The sequence below is a fragment of the Lactococcus protaetiae genome, from assembly GCF_006965445.1.
Lineage (GTDB): Bacteria > Bacillota > Bacilli > Lactobacillales > Streptococcaceae > Lactococcus > Lactococcus protaetiae.
The window spans coordinates 2,147,681-2,172,273 of sequence record NZ_CP041356.1 but is presented as its reverse complement, the minus strand read 5'-3'; the positions used below and the strand labels follow the sequence as shown (position 1 = coordinate 2,172,273).

The window sequence follows — 24,593 nt, the reverse complement described above, 5'->3', positions numbered from 1 at the left end:
TTTTGTTAATTTTTGTTAAAATAAAGCTTGTAAAAAGAATTTGACAATTTGAAATGGGGTTTGGTTGCTTTGTTTATAAGGAGCTGGCGCTTTGGTGCTTAATCTTTATGTTTTTAGAAGCAGTTGTCCTCACATTTTGTAGGAGAAAAAATATGGCAGATAAATATACAGAAGAGCAAGTGAACGAAATCAAGGATAAGATTCTTGCTGCACTTGAAAATGTGATTGACCCAGAACTTGGTATTGATATCATTAACTTAGGTTTGGTCTATGAAATCAGCTTTGAGGACAATGGAGCAACCGAAATCAAGATGACATTGACAACAATGGGATGTCCGTTAGCAGATTTGCTAACAGAACAAATCCATGATGCCCTCAAAGATGTTGAGGAGGTCACAGATATTAAAGTCAATTTGGTTTGGTATCCAGCTTGGACGGTAGATAAAATGAGCCGTTATGCACGTATTGCTTTGGGTATTCGATAAGAGGCGAAGAAAACAACAAGAAAATTTCAATTCAATCATCGATTCAAAAAGTACAATGATATTCAGAGAAAAATCATTAAAGAGTTTCTCTGATTTTTTTGTCAAAACGATATCTTAAACATTAATGAGATTAAACTGGCTGTTGTCTTTTTATAATAGATTAGATATAAAAGAAATTTAAGCCTTTAGACTGAGAAAAACTCAGTCTTTTTTTGGTACAATAGAGCTATGAATAGAAAAATAAAAGCAGTAATAATTATTGAAATAATGATTTTGATGGGACTGTTTTTCCATGTGGCACGAACACCACGAATGTGGGTTGTTCTTGTAGGTGCGATACTTTTCACGATTTTGGCAAGTCGTTCTCGTGCGCGTGTTTTTAGAAAGTTGAGTCTTATCTTTTGGGCAATTTCTGCGATGATACTTTTTACCGCAGGCTGGTTTTGGTTAGCCATTATTTTCCCATCAATCATGTGCATTATTTTCTTGAAAAACAATCCTAGAGAAAGTCATCAAAGCAATGATGGTCCTTTTTTTCAATCAGGATTTGAGAATGAAGGACAAGATTTTGTTGGCCGAGCAAACGGAAATGATTTGATTGATTTAGATGACATCAATTTTAAACCAAGCGGTAACAGCTTATCTATCAAAAAAACAACCGGAAATACAAAAATAATTGTACCAAGAGATGTTGCAGTGATGCTTGATGTGACAACTCATACAGGTGTTGTCAAAATTTTTGATGAACCCTCTCAAATCAATGCAGGAAATATTCGTTATTTTAGTGAAAATATTGAAGAAGTAACAAAGCGAATTAAAATCAATATTCGTGTAGAAACAGGAAATATTGAGGTCATTCAAGGATGAAAAAATCAATTGTCACCACCTTTCTAGCTGTTTTTGGTATCATCATCGTCATGTATTTGGTTCTCTTTGCATTGATGAACAGTAGCAGGCCGCTTGGCGGAATGCCTGAAATGATGGGGACTTTAGCGGAAATCTTTATGGATTATGGATTTTTGTATCAGTTGCAGGTTTACTTGCACTGATTTTTACCCTGTTTAACTATCTTGAAAATGTGAAAATCCAACAAAATTTTCAAAACGATATCAAACGCCTAGAACAAAATCAACAACCAGAAGCGCCTGAATTACAAGTTATTCATGAAAAAATCATCAAAATGTCAATGGAACTTCAAGAGTTATCTAAGCAAAAATCGGCAGATAAAGCGGAAATCATAGAGTTAGAGCGCAAACGTATTTCTCGAGAGCTTCATGATTCCGTGAGTCAAGAACTTTTTGCCGCGACCATGATATTATCTAGTGTTGCAGGTTCTACACAAAATTTGACTAAAGAACAAATTGAAACACAGACTCAGCTGGTCTTAAAAGTGCTTCATTCTGCACAAAATGAAATGCGGGCGCTTCTTTTACACCTCCGTCCTGTTGAACTTGATGGAAAATTGCTATCAGAAGGTCTGTCAGCACTGACAGATGAATTACAAGCGAAAATATCAGCAAATATCAATGTGAAGCTGGCTGAAATTGAAGCTTCAAGAAATATTGAGGATAATCTTTTTCGAATGGCACAGGAGATTTTATCGAATACGCTCAGACATTCACAAGCTGAAAATATCGAGGTCATCCTTCGTGAGAATAAAGAAAACATTATTTTAAAAATTTCCGATGACGGCGTTGGTTTTGACACGACTGGAAGCGATAAAACAGCAAGTTATGGTTTAGCAAATATCAAAGAAAGAGCGCTTTTGCTTGGTGGAGATGCCAAAGTCATTTCGGCACCAAATGCGGGAACGACGGTAGAAGTAAGAATACCTAAAACTATGGCTAGTCCGTTGTAAAATCGACAACGGAGCAAAGCGGAGATAGAACGAATGGACACCTGTAGTATGAAGTCAAGACTTATTCAGTGGGAGTTTCAACTCGCCACTGAATTTAGTCGGACGAAATTCAAAGCTTAGTGCTGCTTTATCTCCGACCTAAGAGGTTGGAGTATTGGCACGCACTTGCTTTGATAAAATCCTACCGGATTATAAAGTGGAACTATTATAATACCTCAAGAAATCTATAATTGTAGCGACTACTATCACGTTTTGTATTGTGGAAAATGATTTGATAAAGTGAGTAAGTGTGAATCTAGATGCAAAAATTGAGGAAATAATGATAAAATAAGATGAGATAAAGTCAAGACTTATTCAGTGGGAGTTTCATAAAACATTTGTCCATTTTCTCTAGTCGCTAAAGCGACTGATAAAAGGGCAACTCACCACTGGATTTAGCACGCACTTACTCCGATAAAAACAAACAAGTATTCAATTTTTATTAAGAAGAGATGTTGCAGGGAGTTGTTCTCACATTTTATAAGGAAAATTATGGAAAAAATTAAACTTTTGATTGTAGATGATCACCAGATGGTTCGTCTTGGGTTGTCTAGCTTCATGAATATTCAACCTGACATTGAAGTTGTAGGAGAGGCAGCTGATGGAGAGTCGGGTTTTCTGAAGGCGGAAGCATTGAATCCAGACGTTATTTTGATGGACTTGGTCATGGATCGTTTAGATGGTATTGGCGCTACGCAGAAGATTTTGGCAAGAAATCCGGAGCGTAAAATTCTTATTTTGACATCATTTATTGATGATGAAAAAGTATTTCCAGCTCTTGCAGCAGGGGCTAAAGGATATATTTTAAAAACTTCTCAGGCAGCCGAGATTGCATCAAGTATTCGCAAAGTTGCCAAGGGAGAAGATGTACTTTCTGATGCAGTAAAAGAAAAAATTGCTCAACAAAAACATCGTAAACATGAACTTTATGATGAGTTGTCAAAGCGTGAACTTGAGGTGTTAAAAGTTCTTGCAACAGGGCTGTCCAACCAAGAAATTGCTGATGAGCTTTTCATTAGTTTGAAAACAGTGAAAACACACGTTTCTAATATTTTCAATAAGTTAGAAGTGTCAGATAGAACGCAGGCAACGATTTATGCTATCCAGCATCATTTGGTTTGAAAGTAAAATGAGCTTTTCATACGTTTAGTCATTCACAAGAAAAGATTGAATTTGTGCTATAATCTATGAAGAACAAAATAATTATTAGAATGAAAAATTGATGGAAGATTTATTAAAAAAAGCTAAAGAAATTAAGATTATTTTCTTTGATATTGATGATACTTTACGTGTCAAAGACTCAGCTTTCATGCCAGAGTCAGTTAACGAAGTTTTTGAAAAATTACGAGCAAAAGGTATCATGACAGGAATTGCAACAGGACGTAATCTTTTAGGGTAGTGCCAGAGGTACGTGCGTTGCAACCCGATTTTTATGTCGCAATTAATGGTGCTTATGTTGAAAATGCTCAGACACAAGAAGTAATTTACAAAAATGTGTTTCCAACAACATTAGTTGAAGAAATCATTTCTTGGCTTAGAGCTGAAAAGAGTGAATACTCATTTGTTGCGAGCGACAGCTTACGTGTTTCAAAATGGGACGATATTGCTAGAAATGCAATTGGGCCAGTCTATGCGGATCTTGAAGAAAACGCAAATTATTATAAAACAAATGATATCTATCAGATGTTGACGATTTCTGATCATGATGACCAACTCATTTTACCAGAAACGCTTGCCGATAAAATTCGTATGGTGCGGTGGCATCCAAATAGTTCAGACATTGTACCAATGGAAGGTTCTAAAGCTATCGGCTGTCAGAAAGTTCTTGAATTACTTAATCTTGCTCCAGAAAACATGATGAATTTTGGCGATGAACTCAATGACCGTGAGCTTTTTGATTTTGCTGGTCTGTCAGTAGCAATGAAAGTTTCTCATCCAGAAATACTTGAGAAAGCAGATTTTATTACTGATTCTGTCGAAAATGATGGAATTTTGAAGGCGCTGAGAACACTGAGTATTATTGATTAATGTTTTTGTCAGTGACATCAAAACTTGACTGAAACGAATGAAATTTCTGTCAGTTCAGTGCGATTAACGTGAGCATTGAAGCGGCAAATGAAGGAATAATTAGTCTTACTAATTATTCTGTCAGCACACTGACAGCTTACAAAAATGTAAGAATTGATGATTTGCTTTGATAAAATATATAGAAATAAAAGGTAAAAATAAAATGGCATATCCACAACTTGAACTCGAAAATTACACAGGAACAACTGCAATTATCAAGACGAATCACGGGAAAATGACTGTGAAATTATTTGACGAATTGGCACCAAAGACAGTAAAAAACTTCGTTGAATTAAGCAAGCAAGGCTATTATGACGGTGTTATTTTCCATCGTATTATCAAAGATTTTATGATTCAAGGGGTGACCCAACTGGAACAGGAATGGGTGGGAGCTCTATTTACGGAGATAAGTTTGAAGATGAATTCTCAATGGACGCCTTCAATGTACGTGGTGCTTTGTCAATGGCAAATGCAGGTCCCAATACGAATGGTAGTCAATTTTTCATCGTACAAAATAAAAACTTGCCTTATCCAAAGGAAGCGCTGGTTGAAGGAGGTTGGCCAGAAGAAGTTGCGGAGCTTTATACCAAAGGAGGAACGCCACATCTTGACGGACGTCACACTGTCTTTGGGCAACTTTCAACAGAAGAAAGCTTTGAAGTGCTAGATGCGATTTCAGCAGTTCCTACAGGTGTTCAAGATAAACCAGTAGATGATGTTGTTATCGAAACAATCGAGATTATTGAGCAATAATATGACAGTTACACATCCTAAAATAGGAGATATTGTTGAAGTCGAAGTAGTAGGCATGCAAGATTATGGTGCTTTTGTAAAATTTTTTACTGACAGAAATTCTGTCAGTGCTGACAGTGCTTCTAGCATTTCTGTCAGTGAGAAAATAGAGCAAAAAGGGCTGATTCATATCTCCGAAATTCAATCAGGCTATGTTAAGACAATTCATGACATTGTTAAGATTGGTCAAAAGTTAAAAGCACAAATTATAGATATTGATGAATTTAATGGAAAAATTAGCCTGTCAATTCGCAGTCTAGAAAAGAGTCCACAGATTCATCACTTCTATAGAAAAAAACATTTCACTGACCCGAGAGATAAAATCGGCTTCAAATCACTAGAAAAAGAACTTCCCAAGTGGGTTGAAGAAAACGAGGCCTATCTAAAAGAACATAAAAATTAGCCAAAAGTGAGGATTTTCTTTGAATGATAATGTATTAAAATATACTAAACGAGTTTTTAATGCAATTACCATACTCGGCTTTGTTGCAACCATAGTTGGGGGATCTATCTCTGGCGATTGGGTGCTTTTCAAAATCAGGCAATTTTACAACAACTTATCATTGCACATCGCTATTTAGGACCTATCATTTTCCTATGTATGCAAGTTATCCAAGTGATTGTTCCTATCATTCCTGGAGGAATTACAATGGCCGCTGGAGTGATGATATTTGGGCCAGTATGGGGTTTTGTTTATAACTATGTAGGTATTGTGGCGGGTTCCTTTCTTTTATTCTATTTTGGACGAAAATATGGAGCTTCCCTCGTAAAAACTTTTGTCAAAGAGAAGACTTATGACAAGTATATGGCTTGGCTCAATAAAGGTCAAAAACAGTTTAATATCATTTTTGCATTGCTGATTTTATCACCAATTGCTCCAGACGACGCACTCGTTTTGATTGCAAGTCAAACAAAAATGTCTTGGAGATTTTTGATTTGGACGATGATTCTCTGTAAACCTCTTCCAATCTTGCTCTATTCATATCTTCTCATCTTTGGTGGTGGATTCTTAGAGCACTTCTTATAAAATGCTGAAACCACTTTCAGTATTTTTTTATGAAAAATTTTCAAAGAAACCCAAATTTATTCAAAAAAATTGTATAATAGAGTGGATTTGTATAACCTACCAAATTATATGCTAAAAATAAAATGACGATATCTATTGTGAGAGATTATACTAGTTCACCTTTAATTTTACACAATGAAGTCAAGACTTATTCAGTGGGAATTTCAACTTACCACTGAATTTAGTCGGACGAAATTCAAAGCTTAGTGCTGCTTTATCTCCGACCTAAGAGGTCGGAGTATTAGCACGCACTTGTTTTGATAAAATTATTAGATGGCTACGCTGTCCATTGGCTGTAAGCTGCTAAAGCGCCGATGAACATTTGTCCTCTATCTCTCTAAAGTGACAAGAATAGAGGCAACGCCAAATAGCAATAAACGGACAAATGTTTTATGCGCAAATAAACCGTAGGTTTAAAAGTTAAACAGTATTAGAACTTTACTCAACCTCTCATGATAGATAATTCATCATAAAGATAACAATATTATAAAACTGACTGGAGCTAGATTTGAAAAAAAAGAAAACAAATAAATTTTCATTTGATTCAAGGATTGATTATGGATTGATCCTACCTGCTTTTATGCTGATATTGATTGGGCTCTATGCATTATATGTTGCAGTGACCCATGATCATCCGGGCGCTGCGACTCAAATGGTTGTTCAACAAGGAACATGGATTGTTGTCGGGATATTTGTTGCAGTAATTGTAATGCATATGGATTCTCGATTTCTTTGGAATTTGACTCCGTTTTTTTATATTTTGGGTCTTGTGCTTATGGTTTTACCAATTTTTCTTTACAATGAGGCGACCTTTATCAATACGGGTGCTAAAAACTGGCTGGCGATTGGGGGAAGGAATCTCTTTCAGCCATCAGAATTTATGAAGCTCTCGTATATCTTGTTTTTGGCACGCATTGTGGTAAATTTTCAGAACAAACTAAAGGTGAGAGTTTTAAAAGATGATTTTCGGTTGATTGGCCGATTACTTCTTGCTACACTTCCAGTCGCGGTTTTATCTGTTTTTCAACATGACTTTGGGACTTTCCTTGTATTTGTCATGATTTTTGCTGGTGTCGTTTTAGTAGCAGGTGTATCATGGAAAATTATCGTTCCAGCTTTTCTATTTGTCGCAGCGGTAGCGGGTGGTATAGTAGCACTTGTTGCATTGCCAGAAGGGCAAAAATTCTTGGAGAAAACAAGTTTTGCTGAGTATCAGGTCAATCGTTTCATTGCGTGGCTTCATCCCTTCGAATATGCTCAAACTTTTAGCTTACAGCAAGCACGCTCGCTAATTTCTGTAGGTAGTGGTGGTCTTTGGGGAAAAGGGATTGGTGTGGCAAATGTCAATGTTCCTGTTCGTGAATCAGATATGATTTTCACTGTTATTGCTGAAGATTTTGGATTTATTGGTGCGACTTTTGTTATTTTACTCTATTTCATTTTGATTTATCGTATGATTCAAGTTACATTTAAGTCAAATAATCAGTTTTATACCTATATTTCAACAGGGATTATCATGATGATTTTGTTCCATGTTTTTGAAAATATTGGTGCGGCCATTGGTGTAGTTCCGTTGACAGGGATTCCTTTGCCATTTATTTCTCAAGGGGGTTCAGCTTTGATGTCTAATATCATTGGTCTGGGTCTTGTGTTGTCGATGAAGTATAATCAACTTCCTGATTTTGCAGATATTAGAAAGCAGGGTCGTGAAAGTTTGCAAAGTAGAAAACAACGGCGTCAAAAGTGAGGCTGAAATATTGCACAATTTTGCAATATTATGCTAAAATTAAGCTGTAAAATATCAGGAATGGAGTGGTTTAATTTTATGAAATATGCAGTAAGATATGCATCACGTGGTGGGAATACAAAAGCTGTAGCAGAGGTTATCGCTGATAAAGTTGGAGTAAAAGCGCTTCATGCGTATGAACCTATTACTGAGGAAGTGGATGTCCTCTTTGTGGGTGGTGGTGTGTTGTTTAATTCACCTACAAAAGAATTAAAAGAATTTTTGGCGAGTTTAGATGGAACGAAAGTAAAAGAGATTGTTGCTTTCAGTACTGCAGAGTTCTCAGGGGCTACGATAAAAAAAATAGAGGCAGCTGCAAAGGAAAAGGGATTAAGGTTAACAGCGAATCTCTACTTTTGAAGCTAGCCTATCAAGGTTTCTCACTTTTTGCTCCTGCTGGAGGTGACTTGAAAGAAAATCAAGTCAATGAAGTGAAAAGTTTTGTTGACAAAGTTGTTGGAGAATAATTTTGAAAGGAAAACGCCGATGTTGGCGTTTTTTTATTACGAAAATGCTTCTTATATATCTTTAGTTGTAAAAAACATTAATATATTGTAAAATTATAGGCGTGAACTAAAGATTGATTGCCTATTGCGACAAGCAACCTTTTATAAAAAAAGGAGGCGCTAATATGCGTGCAGCACGTTTCTATGACCGTGGAGATATCCGCGTAGAAGAAATTGAAGAACCAGTAGTAAAAGCTGGACAAGTTGGTATAGATGTAGCTTGGTGTGGAATTTGTGGGACAGACCTTCATGAATTCTTGGATGGACCAATCTTTTGCCCTTCAGCTGAACATCCAAATCCTGTGACAGGTGAAGTTCCGCCCGTGACGCTTGGACATGAGATGTCTGGTGTGGTAACGAGTGTCGGTGAAGGTGTTACAAGTGTTAAAGTTGGTGATCATATTGTTGTAGAACCTTATATTGTACCAGAAGGTACTGATACAAGTGATGAAGGTCACTATAACCTATCTGAAGGTTCAAACTTTATTGGACTGGGCGGTAATGGCGGTGGCCTTGCTGAAAAGATTGCTGTTGATGAACGCTGGGTTCATAAAATTCCAGAAGAACTTCCTCTTGACCAAGCTGCTCTGATTGAACCCCTTTCTGTAGGTTATCATGCCGTTGAACGTGCCGCTCTTAAAACAGGAAGTACGGTTCTTGTCGTAGGTGCTGGACCGATTGGACTCTTGACTGCTGCAGTGGCAAAGGCACAAGGTCATACCGTTATTATCAGCGAACCTAGCTCACTTCGTCGTCAAAAAGCCCAAGAAGCTGATGTGGCTCATTATTTCTTCAATCCAATTGAAGATGATGTTGTTGCCAAAGTTAGAGAAATCAATCCAGCTGGTGTTGACGCTGCATTTGAATGTACCTCTGTGCAACCTGGATTTAATGCCTGTCTTGATGCAATCCGTATGGGCGGGACAATCGTAGTTGTTGCAATTTGGGGGAAACCTGCGAGTGTTGATATGGCTCAGTTGGTCATCAAAGAAGCAAATTTGCTGGGAACGATTGCTTATAACAATACTCACCCTAAGACAATTGACCTTGTAGCAACAGGAAAAATTAAACTTGAACAATTCATCACAGGTAAGATTGGTCTTGATGATTTGATTGATAAAGGATTTGATACTTTGATTCATCACAATGAAACTGCGGTAAAAATTCTTGTTTCGCCAACAGGTAAAGGATTATAATAAGTAATAGAGCTGTCAAGTTTTTATCTTGACAGCTTTATTTTGTTTATGATATACTAGCTTTATAAAAATATCGGAGGACGGTCTATTGAAAATCTAAGTCATGAAAAGTAGAAAATGGGTACTGACAGAAATCTGTCAGCGATTTTTTGCATTCATGATTTGGAAAAGACTGTTCAATCAAAGGCGCTGTAGCGCAATTTTTGAGCTTTTTTTCTGTCGTGGATGCATTTGCACGATGAGGAAAAAGCTCTTTTTGTTTTTACAATGAGAGTCTCCTCTCTTGATACTGACTAATCTCGGAATGATTTTAGTAGTGTATTGAGCATTGACTGCGTAGCTCTTTCTAAAAGAGGGTTAGAAATGAAGCAGTAGTAGTTTTTAATATAGGAGGTCTTATGTCAAATATTGAATTAAGAAATTTAACATTCGGTTATGGTGCAGAGTTAATCTTTGATCATGCACAAATTAATATAGATGATAAGTGGCGATTGGGATTGGTCGGAAGAAATGGACGAGGCAAATCAACACTTTTGAAACTTTTACAAGGCGAAATCAAATCTGATAGCTCTGTCAGTACTGACAAAACATTTGTTTATTTTCCGCAGGAACTGACAGATAGGGATGAACTCACATTTTATGCTCTGTCAGCACTGACAGAGTTTGAACAATGGGAATTGGAGCGCGAATTGACGCTTTTGAAAGTAGATTTGGAGGTTTTATGGCGACCATTTAATTCTCTATCTGGTGGGGAGCAGACAAAGTGTTTGTTAGCATTGCTCTTTTTGGAACAACAAAATTTTGCTTTGATTGATGAGCCGACGAATCATCTGGATATAAAAAGTCGAGAAACAGTTGCAAACTATCTGAAGAAGAAGTCAGGGTTCATTGTTGTTTCGCACGACCGTGACTTTTTGAATCAAGTTTGTGACCATATTTTAGCGATTGAGCGGCAACAAATCAGCCTTTACCAAGGCACATTTTCAACCTATGAGTCTGAGAAAAAACTTCGCGATGAGTTTGAGCTGGCAGAAGATGCCAAATTACGTAAAGATATTTCGCGTTTAAAGCAAACAGCACGTGAGAAGGAGACCTGGTCAAGAAATCTTGAAGCAACAAAATCTCGGAAAAATAGAGGATTTGATAGTGAGACAAAACGGGTAGATAAAGGATTTATCGGTCGAAAAGCAGCAAATATGATGCAAAAATCGAAAAATCTCGAAAAACGGATGAACGATGAAATAGCAGATAAGGAGAAGTTGCTAAAAAATATTGAACATATTGAGTCACTTTCTATGAATTTTGTCCCATCGCATCATAAAGTGCTTCTGAGGTTGGAGAATTTTTCTCTGGGTTTTGATGGTAAAAAACTGTTTCAGCCATTAAATTTTGAGTTAAATCAGGGAGAAATTATTGCGATTACAGGCAAAAATGGTGCTGGTAAATCAAGTTTAATCAAATATTTGAATGGTACATTTGAAGGAGAAACACAAGGGCTATTGACTGTGGCTCATAATATTTCAGTGGCATATGTCAGACAGAACTATCAAAACGAAGGATTTTTGAGAGAATTCGCTGTTCAAAATCAATTGGATATTGAACTTTTTCTGTCAAATCTCAAAAAGCTTGGGATGGAGCGACATGTTTTTTCTCAAAAAATCGAAACAATGAGTCAAGGGCAGCAAAAGAAAGTCGAGTTAGCAAGAGCTTTGTCACAAACTGCGCAACTTTATATTTGGGATGAGCCGTTAAACTACCTCGACGTGTTTAACCATGAGCAAATTGAAAGTTTGCTGAAAAATGTTCAACCAACGTTACTTGTTGTTGAGCATGATCGAGCATTTATCAATCATGTTGCTGATAAAGAGATAGTGTTACAAAAGCAATGAGCTTCATCCTAGAGAGCTGCTCCAGCCTAAAACTACAAGAGGAGTTTTAGAGCAGCTAAAATCTATAGGTAAATCATAAATTTTGTGTCTAAAAGCTGGATATTTACCAGCTTTTTTATTTTATACTAGATCATCTACTAAATTTGTCAGCAAATTTAGTAGATGGCTACGCTGTCCATTGGCAGTAAGGCGCTGAGGCGCCGATGAACATTTGTTCTCTATCTCTGGGTCACTAAAGTGACAAGAATGGAGGCAATGCCAAATAGCAATCAAACGGACAAATGTTTTATGTGTAAGAAGCGGTTTGCGTGAAACGTAAACTTTAACTTCTAAGCGGTAGTTTTAGAAGTTGAACAGCATTAATATTCAAGTTGAATATTATTTGTTTTATTTACATTTTTTCGTTCATGATGTCGCTTATGTCTTGTGATATAATGAGAAAATGAATGTTCAAAAACGTATTTTTAAAGGAACTCTATTTGCAGTGATTGCGGGCTGTATGTGGGGAATATCAGGAATTTTTGGTCAATTATTTTTCCGAGATTATCATGGAAATCCGCTTTGGATTACATCGACTCGTTTGACAGTGGCAGGTATTATTTTGCTTGGGATGTCAATGCTGAGGAGTCGTAAACGGATTTTTGATGTCTGGAAATCAAAGAAAAATATGCCAATTTTATTTTTATATGTTTTTGGTGGTGTTTTTTCGGTACAATATTTTTATTATGTAGCGATACAACTTTCTAATAGTGCAACGGCAACGATTTTACAATATGTAGCACCTGTTTTTATTATGCTCTATTTACTTATCTTTCGTCGTCAAATTCCAAAGTTTAAATCAGTTATCTTTGTCATCTTAGCAATGTTAGGTGTTTTTTTGTTGATTACAAATGGGAATGTTGGGCGTTTATCTATCAGTCCAATGGCACTTTTAGCGGGTTTGTTGGCAGCCGTTGCAGTTGTGATTTATTCAATCGTACCCAGACCATTACTGGACAAATATGGTGCATTAAATATGACGGGCTGGGGAATGTTTTTGGCAGGTGTTGGAAGTAATATTTTTTATCCTGTTTGGCGTATTGATTTTCACGTTGATGCACTTGCTATTTTCTATATTTTGACGATTTCTATAGTGGGGACAGCAGTGGCTTTTCTTTTGCTCTTACGAGCTTATCAGTTGATTTCACCATTAGTTGTTTCGGTTGCAACGGCAACAGAACCCTTAACCTCAGTTTTTGTCAGCATTCCGCTATTTGGTTTAAAGTTGACACCCTTGTCAATTGTAGCGATTATTATTGTCATCATTTCGGTTATTTTATTGTCAAAATCAGAACAAACATAAGAAATATTCTGTCAGTATACTGACAGGTTCTTTTTTGATTTATAGTTAAGCATGAAAAGAAAAATTCTTCTCTTTTCTTGTTTTTATCATTTCTTGCAAATCGTGCACACATCTTGTTATAATACTAACATGGACTATAAAAATTATATCTGGGATTTAGGCGGAACTTTGCTAGATAATTATGAAAGCTCCAGTCATGCATTTGCAGCAACACTTTGGCAACTTGCCGAACGTGTCATTTTGCACACAGAAGCTTACGACGCTTTGAAAATTTCAACAGCGTTTGCCGTTGAAAAATTTGCAAGTGATATTCCAGGCTTTTTAGAAGCTTATAAAAAGTTAGAAGCAGAGGTTTTAGAAAAACCAATTCTTTTTGACGGTGCTGTAGATGTTCTGGCGCTACTTGCAGCATCTGGTCAGCAAAATTTTATGATTTCACATCGTAATAATCAAGTTCTGTCCATCTTGAAAGCGGCAAAAATTGAACAGTATTTTACAGAAGTTGTGACCTCTGATAACGGCTTCAAGAGAAAACCAGCACCAGACTCCATTAATTATCTGATTAAAAAATATCAGCTCAACCCTTTAGAAACAGTAATGATTGGTGACAGAGCACTTGATATTGAGGCTGGGTGTGCTGCAGGAATTGCTACTATTTTTTTTGATGCCAAGTTAACCTCAGATAAAGCGACACATCATATTCAATCTCTGCGCGAGATTATTCAGGACTAATATCACTAATTGCGTCTTTCGTCGATATCAACTTATAAATTATGATTATTAATCGAAAGATGAGCGATTGAATAGGATTAGTATAGAAAGTGTTATGAATTCATTTTTTGTCTCAAATGCAAATGCAAAAGGCCCAGGATTTGGTCTGTTTAGTCTTACTCATCTAATCACACTTTGTGTTCTAGGAGTGATAAGTTTTTTTATTTGCCATTATTATTTTAGAGCTAGTTTGATAAATCGCAATAAATTGCGGATTATCTTGGCAAGTAGTATTCTACTGCTAGAAGTTTCTAAAGATATTGCCCTTTCACTCACAGGACAGTTTACTTTTGGAGATTTACCGTTTCAATTATGTGGCATTGGTATCTTTATTGTCGCTTATGATGCATTTCGTAGCAGTAAAATAAGTCGTGAATTAATGTATAGTCTGACTTTACCTGGCGCGATTGCAGCATTACTTACACCAGATTGGGTAACAAATCATTTCATAAATATTTTTGTTTGGCAGAGTTTTATCATACATACGTTACTCGTTAGCTATGTATTGATGCGGATGATTGCCAAAGAGTTTCAACCTCAATGGCGTCAACTTTGGCGTGTTATCGTATTTCTACTCATTATGACTCCACTTGTGGCCATACTTAATCAACAATGGCATCAAAATTTTTTCTACATTGAAACGCCAGTAGCAGGAAGTCCATTAGAACCAATCGCTCTCATCTTTGGATCTTTTTATATTTGGGGAATGGTGCTTTTAGTTGCTATGATTTGGTTGCTAATGTACCTTCCATGGATTATTCATGGACGAAAAAAAATTAATAAATGAAGTCAAGACTCATTCAGTGAGAGTTGCGTAGACCGTTCACAGAACGGCGTGCGAAGCACGTAGCACCGTAGCGAACCATTTCGCCTTGCTGCTTTAGCAGTTTAGAGCGAATGGATACCCGTGGTGCATCGACAGCGTAGCCGTAAGGCGGAGATAGCACGCACTTGTTTTGATAAATATTTAAAAAGCAAACTTCAATCAAAGTTTGCTTTTTTATACAAGGCGAAAAAAGCATGATACAGCGATTTGGAGCTACTCAGAACCTCGCAAAAAATGTCATTTTATGGTATAATAGAAACAAGTTTTCATAGAAATGAGAGTTAACTTTGAACGAAGAAAATAAAGATTTAGAAATGCTTGCTGATGCCTACGATGCCAGCCAAATTCAAGTATTAGAAGGACTTGAAGCAGTCAGGATGCGTCCTGGGATGTATATCGGTTCTACTTCGAAAGAAGGATTGCATCATTTGGTTTGGGAAATTGTGGATAATTCTATAGATGAGGCTCTTGCTGGTTTTGCTAGTCATATTGAGGTTTTCATTGAAGCAGATAATTCAGTGACCGTTGTAGATGACGGGCGGGGTATCCCTGTCGATATTCAGGAAAAAACAGGACGTCCAGCCGTTGAAACAGTTTTCACAGTCTTGCACGCTGGTGGTAAATTTGGCGGTGGCGGATATAAAGTATCAGGAGGGCTGCATGGTGTCGGCTCTAGTGTTGTTAATGCATTATCTACCACACTTGATGTGACTGTTCACAAAGATGGACAAAAATATTATCAAGAATATCGCCGTGGTCTTGTTGCCGATGATTTAAAAATTATTGGTGAAACGGATCATCGTGGAACGACTGTCCATTTTGTACCAGACCCAGAAATTTTTACTGAAACAACAGAATTTGATTATGAAAAATTGTTGACTCGTGTACGGGAATTAGCATTTTTGAACCGTGGTCTGCGTATCTCTATCACTGATAAACGTGAAGGCAATGAAAAAAATAAAGCAACTTTTCACTATGAAGGCGGGATTCAGTCTTACGTTGAATATCTTAATGAAAATAAAACAGTGATTTTTGAACCTGCAATTTTCACTGAGGGGGAAATGGACGGTATTTCAGTTGAAGTTGCAATGCAGTATACAGATACCTACCATTCAGTGGTGATGTCATTTGCCAATAATATCAATACCCATGAAGGTGGAACACACGAACAGGGATTTAGGACGGCATTGACACGGGTGATTAATAACTATGCCAAACAAAACAAAATCCTCAAAGACAACGAAGATAATCTCACAGGAGATGACGTGCGTGAAGGATTAACGGCTGTAATTTCTGTTAAACATCCCAATCCTCAATTTGAAGGACAAACCAAAACAAAACTTGGTAACTCTGAAGTTACGGGGATTGTAAACAAACTATTCGCCGAAGCGCTAACGACTTTTATGTTGGAAAATCCTCAAGTTGCACGGAAAATTGTGGAAAAAGGAATTTTGGCAAGTAAAGCCCGTATTGCTGCGAGACGTGCACGTGAAGTAACACGTAAAAAATCAGGATTGGAAATTTCAAACTTACCAGGTAAATTGGCAGATTGTTCATCAAACAATCCTGAGCAAACAGAGCTTTTCATCGTTGAAGGAGATTCAGCGGGAGGTTCTGCAAAATCAGGACGTAACCGTGAGTTTCAAGCCATTTTGCCGATTCGCGGGAAGATTTTGAACGTCGAAAAAGCAACGATGGACAAAATTCTAGCGAACGAAGAGATTCGTTCATTGTTTACAGCGATGGGAACAGGTTTTGGTGCAGATTATGACTTGTCGAAAGCGCGTTATCATAAGCTTGTGATTATGACTGATGCGGACGTGGATGGTGCTCATATTCGTACTCTTTTACTGACTTTGTTCTATCGTTATATGCGTCCAGTTGTTGAAGCAGGCTATGTTTATATTGCTCAACCACCGATTTATGGAATTAAGGTCGGCTCAGAAACTAAAGAGTATATCCAACCCGGAGAAAACCAAGAAAAAGAATTGCAAGAAGCACTTGCACGTTGGGCGCAAGGTCGTACAAAACCGACTGTTCAACGTTATAAAGGGCTTGGTGAAATGGATGATCATCAACTTTGGGAAACGACAATGGATCCAGAACGTCGCTTAATGGCACGTGTATCCGTTGAAGATGCAGCAGAAGCAGATAAAATTTTCGATATGTTGATGGGGATAGAGTAGAGCCACGCAGAGAATTTATAGAAGAAAATGCGCAATATTCAACAATTGATGCTTAAAATTTAAAAACCCTTGATATATAAGGGTTTTTGTTATATCTAATTTATTGTTTTTATAAAAAGGGCAAGAAAGGGGCAATTTATTTTATGTTATTCAGAGCTTCCATAACCTCATCCCTCGTTTTTTTAGTTACGTGATTATATATTTTTAGCGTTGTATTTGCATTTGAATGTCCTACGCGCTCCATAATAGATTTAAGAGGTAGATTTAACTCTGCAAGTAAAGAGACGTGAGAATGTCTGAAAATATGACTGGATAGTGTTTTATCAATATGACAATCTTTTTCTATATTTTTTAATACACGATTGAATGCAGAGATGCTGAGAGGCATTCCCCGATTTGAAAGAAAAAGGTAATCAGTAGAAGATATTTTATTGAATGATATTTTATTTAAAACTCGCGTTTCTTCTAAGATATCAATTGCTCTCTGAGGTAAGTCTACAATTCTATTGCTTGCGATTGTTTTTGGACTTATTTTTTTAGTTTTATTTTCTGCTTTATTGTAAACTCCTAAAGTACCGTTCACATCTATACTTTTTCCATCATAATCTTTCCATTGCAAAGCTTGAAGTTCTCCATATCTTAGACCAGTCAACCACAAAAACTCTATTATTCTGGCATGAAGTCTTGTTTGATTACGCTCTTGAAGGTAGGAAATAATTTGATAAATTTCTTCTTTTTCCAGATATTTTTCATCCATTTTTTGCTTGTAATTTTCTTCTTCATCCTTTTTACGCTTTATTTTTATAGGAGTAATAGGATTTTTACTTAGATATTTTCGTTCTACAGCATAGCTGAACATATTACCAAGAGTATTTTTTATTTGAGTTGTGTATGAATAAGACAAGTTCCCAAAAGTATATATTTCATCTAAAAACTTTAGAAATAATTGTCTGTCAGCCTTTCTAACTAACATATCTGGCGGAATATTTTTAAATACTTTTTTTATTACTTTTCTGGTTGCAATTGCACTTCTCTGCTTTACTGTTTTTTGATAGCGGCTAAACCATTCATCATACAACTCAACTAACGTTATTTTAGAGGTTATTTCATCTTGGTTGGTAAGTTTATCAATCTTTTCTTGAAGAAGTGCTAACGCTTGTTTTTTAGCTTGTGGTGTGTTTTTATTTAAAGTTATTGATGCCTTTTTACTTTTATCGGTGTAAGGGTCATTGTAACGCTCTATATATTTGTATTTTCCATTTGGTAAATTTTCTATCCACATTTGATTTTTACTCCATTTCTTGCTAAAATTGAGTACAGTAAAACACCACGTTTTCCGTGACATTTACTAAATATTTGTAATTAATCCGCCCGTGCCGTCCAAAGTTTGGGCGGATTTTTTTTATTTATTCTCAATTAGTAAAGTTTGTTCGTATTCAAAGTTTTCAGGGGTTTCGTTCCATTCTACATTAAGAGAACTATCGTTGCTTAAATATTCTTTGATTTTATTCAAATCGACTTTAAAATATTCTTTACGATTGTTAAATTTATTAACTCTGAATTTATCAAAGTATTGATGTAGTCGTGTTTCTAAATCAAATGCATCATCATTAAAAATAATTGCATTAATAGAAAATTTAAACGGAACACTAGCAGAACCGAGTTCATCTACTCTGTCAGTAGGTGTTAATCGGCGAGTAACGCCTATTTTTACAATTCCCTCTCCAAAAGAACCAACATTACTGATGACATAAACATAGCCAGCTTTTGCATTAGAAAACTTAGTATCAAGTTCTTCTTTATCCTCATTGAGAGATGCAATTTTTCTTTTATATTCAGCAATTTGTTTTTTTAATTCTTTGATTTCTGATTCTGAAGCATTGTTCAATCTATTTTCTGCTATTTCAATAGCATTTGTAAATTGAGTAATATCTTTATCATACTTAGCTTGTTGTCTCTTAATTTCTGCTTGAAGTTTTTTGTCTTCTCGTTCACGTTCTTTTTGCTCACGCAAGATATCTTTTTCTTCTTGCTTTTTTAATTCAAATTCGGCAGCAAGCTGTAACTCTTGTTTTTTCAATTCAAGATATTCTGAACTAATTCTAATTAGATTTCTAGAATACATCTTATTCAGTTGTTCAAACGATTTAATGAGGGCGGAGATTTTTTGAGAAACATTAGAAGCTGAAATTTTTGTAAGTAGAGCATCGGCTTCACCGTTGAAACCCCTGATTGCTGCTCTAATGAGAGCATTCTGCATGGCTTTTCCTTTAGAAAGACTATTATCAAGTGTCATAGGACTTGTAACAATTCCAGCTCTACCAGCCTTTACAAGATTTTTCTCATTTAAACGTATGTCATTTAAGGCATCTTTGTATTTTGTAGAATCGCTAAATTTATATTGACGTTTAAAAAATCCTAATTCCTGCATAGATAACTCATCGTTAGATAGAGAAATTTGTTTATTTATACTGTCTAACTCAGCTTTTTTATTTTCTATTTGTTCAGTTAAACTAATTTGTTTATCCATTAGCTTAATATTTTTCGCTAATTCACCTAATTCTTGCTTTTTACTATCAATTTGCTGATTAAGTTTTTCAAGCCTTAAAATGAGTTGTTCATCCTTGGGCTTTTTACTAAATAATCCCATAAAATCTCCTAATCGTTATCATTTGTTGAATAAATCCCAAAAAGAAAAAGTTGTTTTCTTATAAACTTTGTTTCTCACAGATTTACTTGGTGACTTGGCGAAACCGACACCTTTTTTACCATAGACAGGATTAACTGCTTTTTTGGCTTTTCGTTTTATCTTGCCAGTGGTTCTGGATTTTATACTCTTTTTAACACTGGGCTTTCTCATTCCAAATCTCATAAATACCCCTTATTAATAGCTAAAGCGAATATGCTCTAGCATTTTTTCTTTTATTATTTTTTCAGCTTTATAATATAGTTCGTGACCTAACTCATATAAATCTAAGAATTTATTAACATCGATAATAGTATTTTCATCAATGCTTTCATAAGAGCAAACATAGTCATCTACACGTTTTTCAAGCATACTATCATTTGCAGAACTTTCATACATCAATTTAGTTGTGCTAAAAGGATAATGACTGTGTCCTTGCTCAATATGTTCTAATTCATGATATGCAATATTTCCTTGAACCACAGTACTACGATGCGCATTTATAAAGGCAACTTTTACATCATAATCTTTATCATAAACAGCCCATCCATCTACATTTTCTAAGTCCTCGCTGTTAGGGTAGTTATCTGGGTCAAAAATTACGACTTCCGCGCCAATTCGCGCAGCTTTTTCTTGCCATGTTTCCAAACGTTAGTTCTCCTTATTGTCTAATCTCCCCATTAGATAAGCGCGTAAAACATCTTTCATCCCTTGCTTAACTTCATCTGGATATTCCTTACCGTCAAAGTGATTAGAGCGGTCAATCATTTCGGATAAATCTGTTTCAGAAGGAAAAGGTTTTTCTTCACGTCCGAGCAGATAATCAACTGTGACCCCAAAATAATCTGCTAATTTTTGTAATGTTTGTCCGTTTGGGATAGATTTGTCGAATCTATACAAAGAATTTTCGCTCAAACCGATATCAAAAGCAATTTCTTTTATTGTTTTATCACGCTTTTTTGCCAAAATTTTTATTCTGTCAAGTACAGTCATGCTAAGCCTTTCAAAGTTTTTAACAAAAAAGTATATTTTTTGTTAGTTTTTTCTTGACAAGAGTATAGAAAATGTTATAATAGTTCTTGTAAAGAAAGTATATAAAAACATTAAAGAAAACCTAAATAAATACTAAACGAACAGCCACCAAGCAAAGTTTATAAAGTGTTTTATAGGCTCTTTAACTATGCTTATATTGTATAGTTTTTGATAGTTAAAGTCAAGAATAAACTAACAAAAAATATATACTTTCTTTATAAATATTATATTTTTAACGAAAGGACTGGTATGACACAGGAAAAATTTGAACGTTACAGACAAGCTGTAGAGGAGCTGAAAAATAGAAAAGGATATACAAATACTTTTCTTGCAGGAATTGCTTCTGAAAAATCTGATTCCAAAATTTCAGCAAGTAGGATGTCAAATATTATGAGTGGTAAAGAAAATGGTAAAGCGGCACTTGTGATATTAGCTGATATAGCATTCATTTATGACTTAGATGCTTAGAAAGGGAATAGCAGTGGTTGATTATAAAAAAATAGATTCTGATTACTGGTTCAACGATGAAAAATTAGCAGATAAGCTTGGGGTCAAAAAAGAAACAATACAAATCAAAATTCGAAAATTTGAAAAAATTGCCCCACATTTTGTGATAAATGCAGGTAAACGGATTACTTTTATTCCGGCTTTTATTGCTTGGGATAGTTACCAGAAGAAATATAGAGGGGTAGCTAAAAAACCTAAGTTTGAATATGTTGATTAGGAGACACACAATGCCCTACACTTACATCGTCAATCCCGACACAGGTGAAATCCTGTTCGACCTGTTCAAAGAACTCATCACACACAATATCAATGCACTGAAACGTATAGCAAAGAGACTGAACGCAGTGCTGTATTAGGAGGGAATAATGCTCATTTGCGAACAATATACCACGACTAACGGAGAAATCGTCACGAAGTGGCTTACTAAAGAGCTTTGGGAAGTTTCCAAAGATAACTTCACACGCAGATTTTATCAGCTTTCTGATTATCTTCGCTACATGACAAAATAAAAAAGCCCCGTCAGTAAACGAGGCTGGGTAGTAATTTGGAAAGCTACTATCCTGATTATAACAGATTGGAGACAAAATGACCAATGTTATTGATAACAAACAACGACAAACGCAACATGAACGGATACTTAGATGGTTTGATTCTCATGCTTCATTGACAAGATGGGAAGCGTTAAACTTTCTTGGAATTTGGGAAGCCCCTGCACGAATCAGTGAGTTGAAAAAGGTAGGCTATGAATTTCACACCACATTAGAATCAGGGAAGAGTGAATCTGGCTATCCTTTTCAAAGTGCTGTATGGACTTTAGAAAAGACAGATAAAAGCAAAGAATTTGAGTAAAAAATAGCTTATGAATAGAGGTGATGAAGATGTTACCAATCAAAGAATATGAATTGTCAATCAAAGAAAATGAACTAGGTAAAAATACGATTAAAAATTATTTGAATACGCTTAGACAATTTGAATCTTTTGTTGTTGGCAATCATCTATCTATGAATAAAGAAACGATTATTCAATTCAAGCATTATCTGAAAGAATGCGAGTTTAAGCCAAGTCAGCGGTATAAGCTTAAAACAATTAATCAAAAACTCATCATTATAAATATATTTTTGAATTGGCTGGAAAATGAGGGATATATTGATTCTAAATTATCAGTAAAGCTTTTTAAAAGTCAGACAAAAGAACATCGTGAATCAATCACTGAATCAGAATATAAAAGGCTGATTAAAAATAGCAAGACAGAAGAAATGCGCCTGTTTATCTTGATTATTGGAAACACAGGGATGCGCATCTCAGAAGTTTGTGCGATAAAGGCGGATGACCTCAATAAAAAAGTAATTGTGATTGAAAATAAGGGAAAGCAGAGAATTGTAACAATTCCTCAGTTTTTGAAAAAACAGTTAAAGAGTTATGTCAATCAAGAGGGCATCCAGTCCGCTATTTTTTATAAAAATCAACGAACCTATCGAGTGAATCTAAAAAATATTGCTGGTAGGGCAAAAGTCAATAAAGATAAAGTCTACCCACATTCGATTAGGCATTATTTTGCCAAATCTTTTATCAATCACGGTGGAGATTCCACTGTTTTACAACAATTACTAGGGCATGAAGACATCTCTACAACAACAATCTATACAAAATTAAGTTCAAATGAATTGAGCGAACAATTTGGACGAATAAAGAATATCTAATACAAGGTGAAAAAATGACAATTGATAAAGAAAGTGATTTCGAGGGAGTGAATTATTATGTCGTTATTCATGCACAAGTTTTACATGATAACAGACTTACTCCTCTTGCTAGATTAATTTATGGAGAAATCGCAGCATTAGCCAATATTAACGGTTATGCTTGGATAAGCAATGGTAAGTTAGCAGAAAAATATAAAGTTTCGATAAAGACAATAAGTGTGTCCATTAGTAGTCTTCAAGAATTAGGTTATATCGAAAGTAAATTAACCTATAAGGAAAATAGCAAAGAAGTGGAACAAAGAAACATTTATATAAGCCCTATAAACAAAAATGTAAATACCCCCTTTACAAAAAATTCCATACCCCCTTTACAAAAAGGTAATGAGGGTATGGAAGAAAAGGTAAAGGAGAATAACACATTTAATAACACAATTAATAAGTCATCATCATTATTAGAGATTTTGAGTTTTTATGAAGCAAATTTTGGAACAATTTCAGGTTATATCCGTGAACGTATTTCGGATTGGTCAGAACTCCATAGCTATGAAATGGTGATTAAAGCAATGAGTATTGCTGTTGATAGTGGAAACCGTAATCTTAAATATGTCGATGGAATATTGAAAAATTGGGAACACGGCAACATAAAAAGTTTATCAGACCTCAAAAATCATGAGGGACTGAGAAACAAAAAAATAGAGAAGAAAAATAAGGGATATGATGAGGAATTAGGATTTTAGAGGAAATAGGATGCGAAAAGAAAATGAAGATGCAATGCTTTGGTTCTATCGCAGGCGAGAAATACCCACGGGGATGTTTTGTCCTGAACATTCAAATATTGAACTCATGCGCTATACTCATCCCCTGCAATAGATTATGACCCTCAAATTCATGGAGAACTGACAGAAGAAGGACTCCAAGTGACAAGTATGAGCTTCTGCAGGCATTGCACAAAAGCAGGAAATTATCATCATAAACAAGAGGTACTGGCAGAACGAACAGCTAACGCGAACTACTTAAATAAGAGTAAATATGGAAAATATAGAGTGCTAAAATCTCAGAGTTTGGTTGGTAAAAAGTCGCTTTGGTATGCACGATTTGATACTTTTAAAGTCAAAACAACACCTGAGCAGAGTGTACTCAATGAGGCACAACGAATTGCACGAGAATATATCCAAGGAGGGATATTTAATACTGTTTTTGTCGGTGGTGCAGGACGAGGAAAATCTCACTTAGCAATGGCTATCTTACAAGAAGTCAATGAAGCAATGAAAGATAAAAAGTTTTCTTGTTTATTTGTCAATATTAGCGAACTAGTTCGAGAAATAAAAAACAGCTGGAATTACTCAGACAAAAAAACAGAAGAAGAACGTTTGAGTACCCTGATGAGAAATGTTGATTTATTGGTAATTGATGATTTGGGAACAGAAAGCACTTTTTCAAAAGATAATAGCTGGGTCCAAGGAATCATCTACAATATTTACAATGCACGAGAAGGAAATACAATTATCACGTCAAATTTCACAGGACAAGAAATGAAAAATAAGTATGATGATAAAATTGTTTCTCGAATTATGGAAGGCTCTAAAAATAGCGTGATTAAATTTGAAGCAATCTCAGACAAGCGAAAGGCATCATGATGACCAATAAATCAAAACACGATATTATCAATGATTTCGAGCAAGAAAATTATAAACTAAGTCAGTTTTTGAAACAACAAATGATTGAGCAACTTTCTTGCACACAAATCATTATGAAATTAGCTGATATGGCTGATATGCCAGGAATCACGAGATATTAACGAGAGGTAGAAATAATATCATAGGCTAGATAAAGGCAAGTGAATAGAATTATCTTGTCTT

The 24,593-nt window shown here is 35.6% G+C and carries 24 protein-coding genes and 5 pseudogenes; 24 read left to right on the top strand and 5 right to left on the bottom strand.

What is annotated here, in order from left to right:
• Nucleotides 1-152 precede the first annotated feature (152 nt).
• The 16 genes and pseudogenes from FLP15_RS10450 (at nt 153) to gyrB (ending at nt 16,865) form a co-directional block, all read left to right on the top strand.
• Nucleotides 153-485 (top strand): metal-sulfur cluster assembly factor, encoded by a 333-nt coding sequence (locus FLP15_RS10450; protein WP_142767068.1) that lies wholly within the window; start codon nt 153-155, stop codon nt 483-485.
• A 228-nt stretch (nt 486-713) separates the two neighbouring features.
• Nucleotides 714-1,352, top strand: coding sequence for a cell wall-active antibiotics response protein LiaF (gene liaF / locus FLP15_RS10445; protein ID WP_142767067.1), 639 nt, complete (start codon nt 714-716; stop codon nt 1,350-1,352).
• Nucleotides 1,349-2,343, top strand: a pseudogene (locus FLP15_RS10440) (sensor histidine kinase). The gene liaF and the pseudogene FLP15_RS10440 overlap by 4 nt, the downstream one beginning before the upstream one ends.
• Before the next feature lie 531 nt (nt 2,344-2,874).
• Nucleotides 2,875-3,504 (top strand): LuxR C-terminal-related transcriptional regulator, encoded by a 630-nt coding sequence (locus FLP15_RS10435; RefSeq protein ID WP_142767066.1) that lies wholly within the window; start codon nt 2,875-2,877, stop codon nt 3,502-3,504.
• Nucleotides 3,505-3,604: 100 nt separating this feature from the next.
• Nucleotides 3,605-4,410 (top strand): annotated as a pseudogene (locus FLP15_RS10430) (Cof-type HAD-IIB family hydrolase).
• A gap of 193 nt (nt 4,411-4,603) precedes the next feature.
• Nucleotides 4,604-5,202, top strand: a pseudogene (locus tag FLP15_RS10425) (peptidylprolyl isomerase); the annotation flags it as partial.
• Between the two features lies 1 nt (nt 5,203).
• Nucleotides 5,204-5,644 (top strand): S1 RNA-binding domain-containing protein, encoded by a 441-nt coding sequence (locus FLP15_RS10420; RefSeq protein WP_142767065.1) that lies wholly within the window; start codon nt 5,204-5,206, stop codon nt 5,642-5,644.
• Nucleotides 5,645-5,663: 19 nt separating this feature from the next.
• A pseudogene (locus tag FLP15_RS10415) lies at nt 5,664-6,268 on the top strand (TVP38/TMEM64 family protein).
• 547 nt (nt 6,269-6,815) lie between these two features.
• Nucleotides 6,816-8,054, top strand: coding sequence for an FtsW/RodA/SpoVE family cell cycle protein (locus FLP15_RS10410; protein WP_142767064.1), 1,239 nt, complete (start codon nt 6,816-6,818; stop codon nt 8,052-8,054).
• A 60-nt stretch (nt 8,055-8,114) separates the two neighbouring features.
• The gene (locus FLP15_RS10405) at nt 8,115-8,453 is read left to right on the top strand and encodes a flavodoxin family protein (protein WP_223804628.1); all 339 of its coding nucleotides are present in this window, start codon (nt 8,115-8,117) and stop codon (nt 8,451-8,453) included.
• A gap of 271 nt (nt 8,454-8,724) precedes the next feature.
• Complete coding sequence (locus FLP15_RS10400; protein ID WP_142767063.1) at nt 8,725-9,795, top strand: 2,3-butanediol dehydrogenase; 1,071 nt, start codon at nt 8,725-8,727, stop codon at nt 9,793-9,795.
• A gap of 398 nt (nt 9,796-10,193) precedes the next feature.
• Nucleotides 10,194-11,684, top strand: a complete 1,491-nt coding sequence (gene abc-f / locus FLP15_RS10395) for a ribosomal protection-like ABC-F family protein (protein WP_142767062.1) — start codon at nt 10,194-10,196, stop codon at nt 11,682-11,684.
• A 442-nt stretch (nt 11,685-12,126) separates the two neighbouring features.
• Nucleotides 12,127-13,026: a DMT family transporter gene (locus FLP15_RS10390; RefSeq protein WP_142767061.1), complete on the top strand. Its 900-nt coding sequence runs from the start codon at nt 12,127-12,129 to the stop codon at nt 13,024-13,026.
• A gap of 129 nt (nt 13,027-13,155) precedes the next feature.
• Nucleotides 13,156-13,758, top strand: a complete 603-nt coding sequence (locus tag FLP15_RS10385) for an HAD family hydrolase (RefSeq protein ID WP_142767060.1) — start codon at nt 13,156-13,158, stop codon at nt 13,756-13,758.
• 94 nt (nt 13,759-13,852) lie between these two features.
• On the top strand, nt 13,853-14,584 hold the full coding sequence (locus tag FLP15_RS10380; protein ID WP_142767059.1) for a YwaF family protein: 732 nt from the start codon (nt 13,853-13,855) through the stop codon (nt 14,582-14,584).
• A gap of 326 nt (nt 14,585-14,910) precedes the next feature.
• Nucleotides 14,911-16,865: pseudogene (gene gyrB, locus FLP15_RS10375) on the top strand (DNA topoisomerase (ATP-hydrolyzing) subunit B).
• Between the two features lie 80 nt (nt 16,866-16,945).
• On the opposite strand, the gene FLP15_RS10370 reads toward gyrB, so the two are convergent.
• The 5 genes from FLP15_RS10370 to FLP15_RS10350 form a co-directional block, all read right to left on the bottom strand.
• The gene (locus tag FLP15_RS10370) at nt 16,946-18,091 is read right to left on the bottom strand and encodes a tyrosine-type recombinase/integrase (RefSeq protein ID WP_142767058.1); all 1,146 of its coding nucleotides are present in this window, start codon (nt 18,089-18,091) and stop codon (nt 16,946-16,948) included.
• A 120-nt stretch (nt 18,092-18,211) separates the two neighbouring features.
• Nucleotides 18,212-19,459, bottom strand: coding sequence for an SNIPE associated domain-containing protein (locus tag FLP15_RS10365; protein ID WP_142767057.1), 1,248 nt, complete (start codon nt 19,457-19,459; stop codon nt 18,212-18,214).
• 18 nt (nt 19,460-19,477) lie between these two features.
• Nucleotides 19,478-19,681: a hypothetical protein gene (locus FLP15_RS10360; RefSeq protein WP_142767056.1), complete on the bottom strand. Its 204-nt coding sequence runs from the start codon at nt 19,679-19,681 to the stop codon at nt 19,478-19,480.
• Nucleotides 19,682-19,693: 12 nt separating this feature from the next.
• Nucleotides 19,694-20,143 (bottom strand): hypothetical protein, encoded by a 450-nt coding sequence (locus FLP15_RS10355; RefSeq protein WP_142767055.1) that lies wholly within the window; start codon nt 20,141-20,143, stop codon nt 19,694-19,696.
• Nucleotides 20,144-20,146: 3 nt separating this feature from the next.
• A complete protein-coding gene (locus FLP15_RS10350; RefSeq protein ID WP_142767054.1) occupies nt 20,147-20,488 on the bottom strand; it encodes a helix-turn-helix domain-containing protein in 342 nt (113 codons plus the stop codon).
• Nucleotides 20,489-20,695: 207 nt separating this feature from the next.
• On the opposite strand from FLP15_RS10350, the gene FLP15_RS10345 reads away from it, so the two are divergent.
• From FLP15_RS10345 to FLP15_RS12795, 8 genes are all read left to right on the top strand, one after another.
• On the top strand, nt 20,696-20,995 hold the full coding sequence (locus tag FLP15_RS10345; protein ID WP_223804627.1) for a hypothetical protein: 300 nt from the start codon (nt 20,696-20,698) through the stop codon (nt 20,993-20,995).
• A gap of 13 nt (nt 20,996-21,008) precedes the next feature.
• Nucleotides 21,009-21,251, top strand: a complete 243-nt coding sequence (locus tag FLP15_RS10340; protein ID WP_142767052.1) for a hypothetical protein — start codon at nt 21,009-21,011, stop codon at nt 21,249-21,251.
• Nucleotides 21,252-21,399: 148 nt separating this feature from the next.
• Nucleotides 21,400-21,543: a hypothetical protein gene (locus FLP15_RS12800; RefSeq protein WP_190288294.1), complete on the top strand. Its 144-nt coding sequence runs from the start codon at nt 21,400-21,402 to the stop codon at nt 21,541-21,543.
• A 76-nt stretch (nt 21,544-21,619) separates the two neighbouring features.
• A complete protein-coding gene (locus FLP15_RS10335) occupies nt 21,620-21,883 on the top strand; it encodes a helix-turn-helix domain-containing protein (RefSeq protein WP_142767051.1) in 264 nt (87 codons plus the stop codon).
• 29 nt (nt 21,884-21,912) lie between these two features.
• Nucleotides 21,913-22,734: a tyrosine-type recombinase/integrase gene (locus FLP15_RS10330; protein ID WP_142767050.1), complete on the top strand. Its 822-nt coding sequence runs from the start codon at nt 21,913-21,915 to the stop codon at nt 22,732-22,734.
• 14 nt (nt 22,735-22,748) lie between these two features.
• Nucleotides 22,749-23,471: a DnaD domain protein gene (locus tag FLP15_RS10325; RefSeq protein ID WP_142767049.1), complete on the top strand. Its 723-nt coding sequence runs from the start codon at nt 22,749-22,751 to the stop codon at nt 23,469-23,471.
• Nucleotides 23,472-23,660: 189 nt separating this feature from the next.
• Nucleotides 23,661-24,371 (top strand): ATP-binding protein, encoded by a 711-nt coding sequence (locus FLP15_RS10320; protein ID WP_223804768.1) that lies wholly within the window; start codon nt 23,661-23,663, stop codon nt 24,369-24,371.
• On the top strand, nt 24,368-24,532 hold the full coding sequence (locus FLP15_RS12795) for a hypothetical protein (protein WP_190288293.1): 165 nt from the start codon (nt 24,368-24,370) through the stop codon (nt 24,530-24,532). The genes FLP15_RS10320 and FLP15_RS12795 overlap by 4 nt, the downstream gene beginning before the upstream one ends.
• Nucleotides 24,533-24,593: the final 61 nt, after the last annotated feature.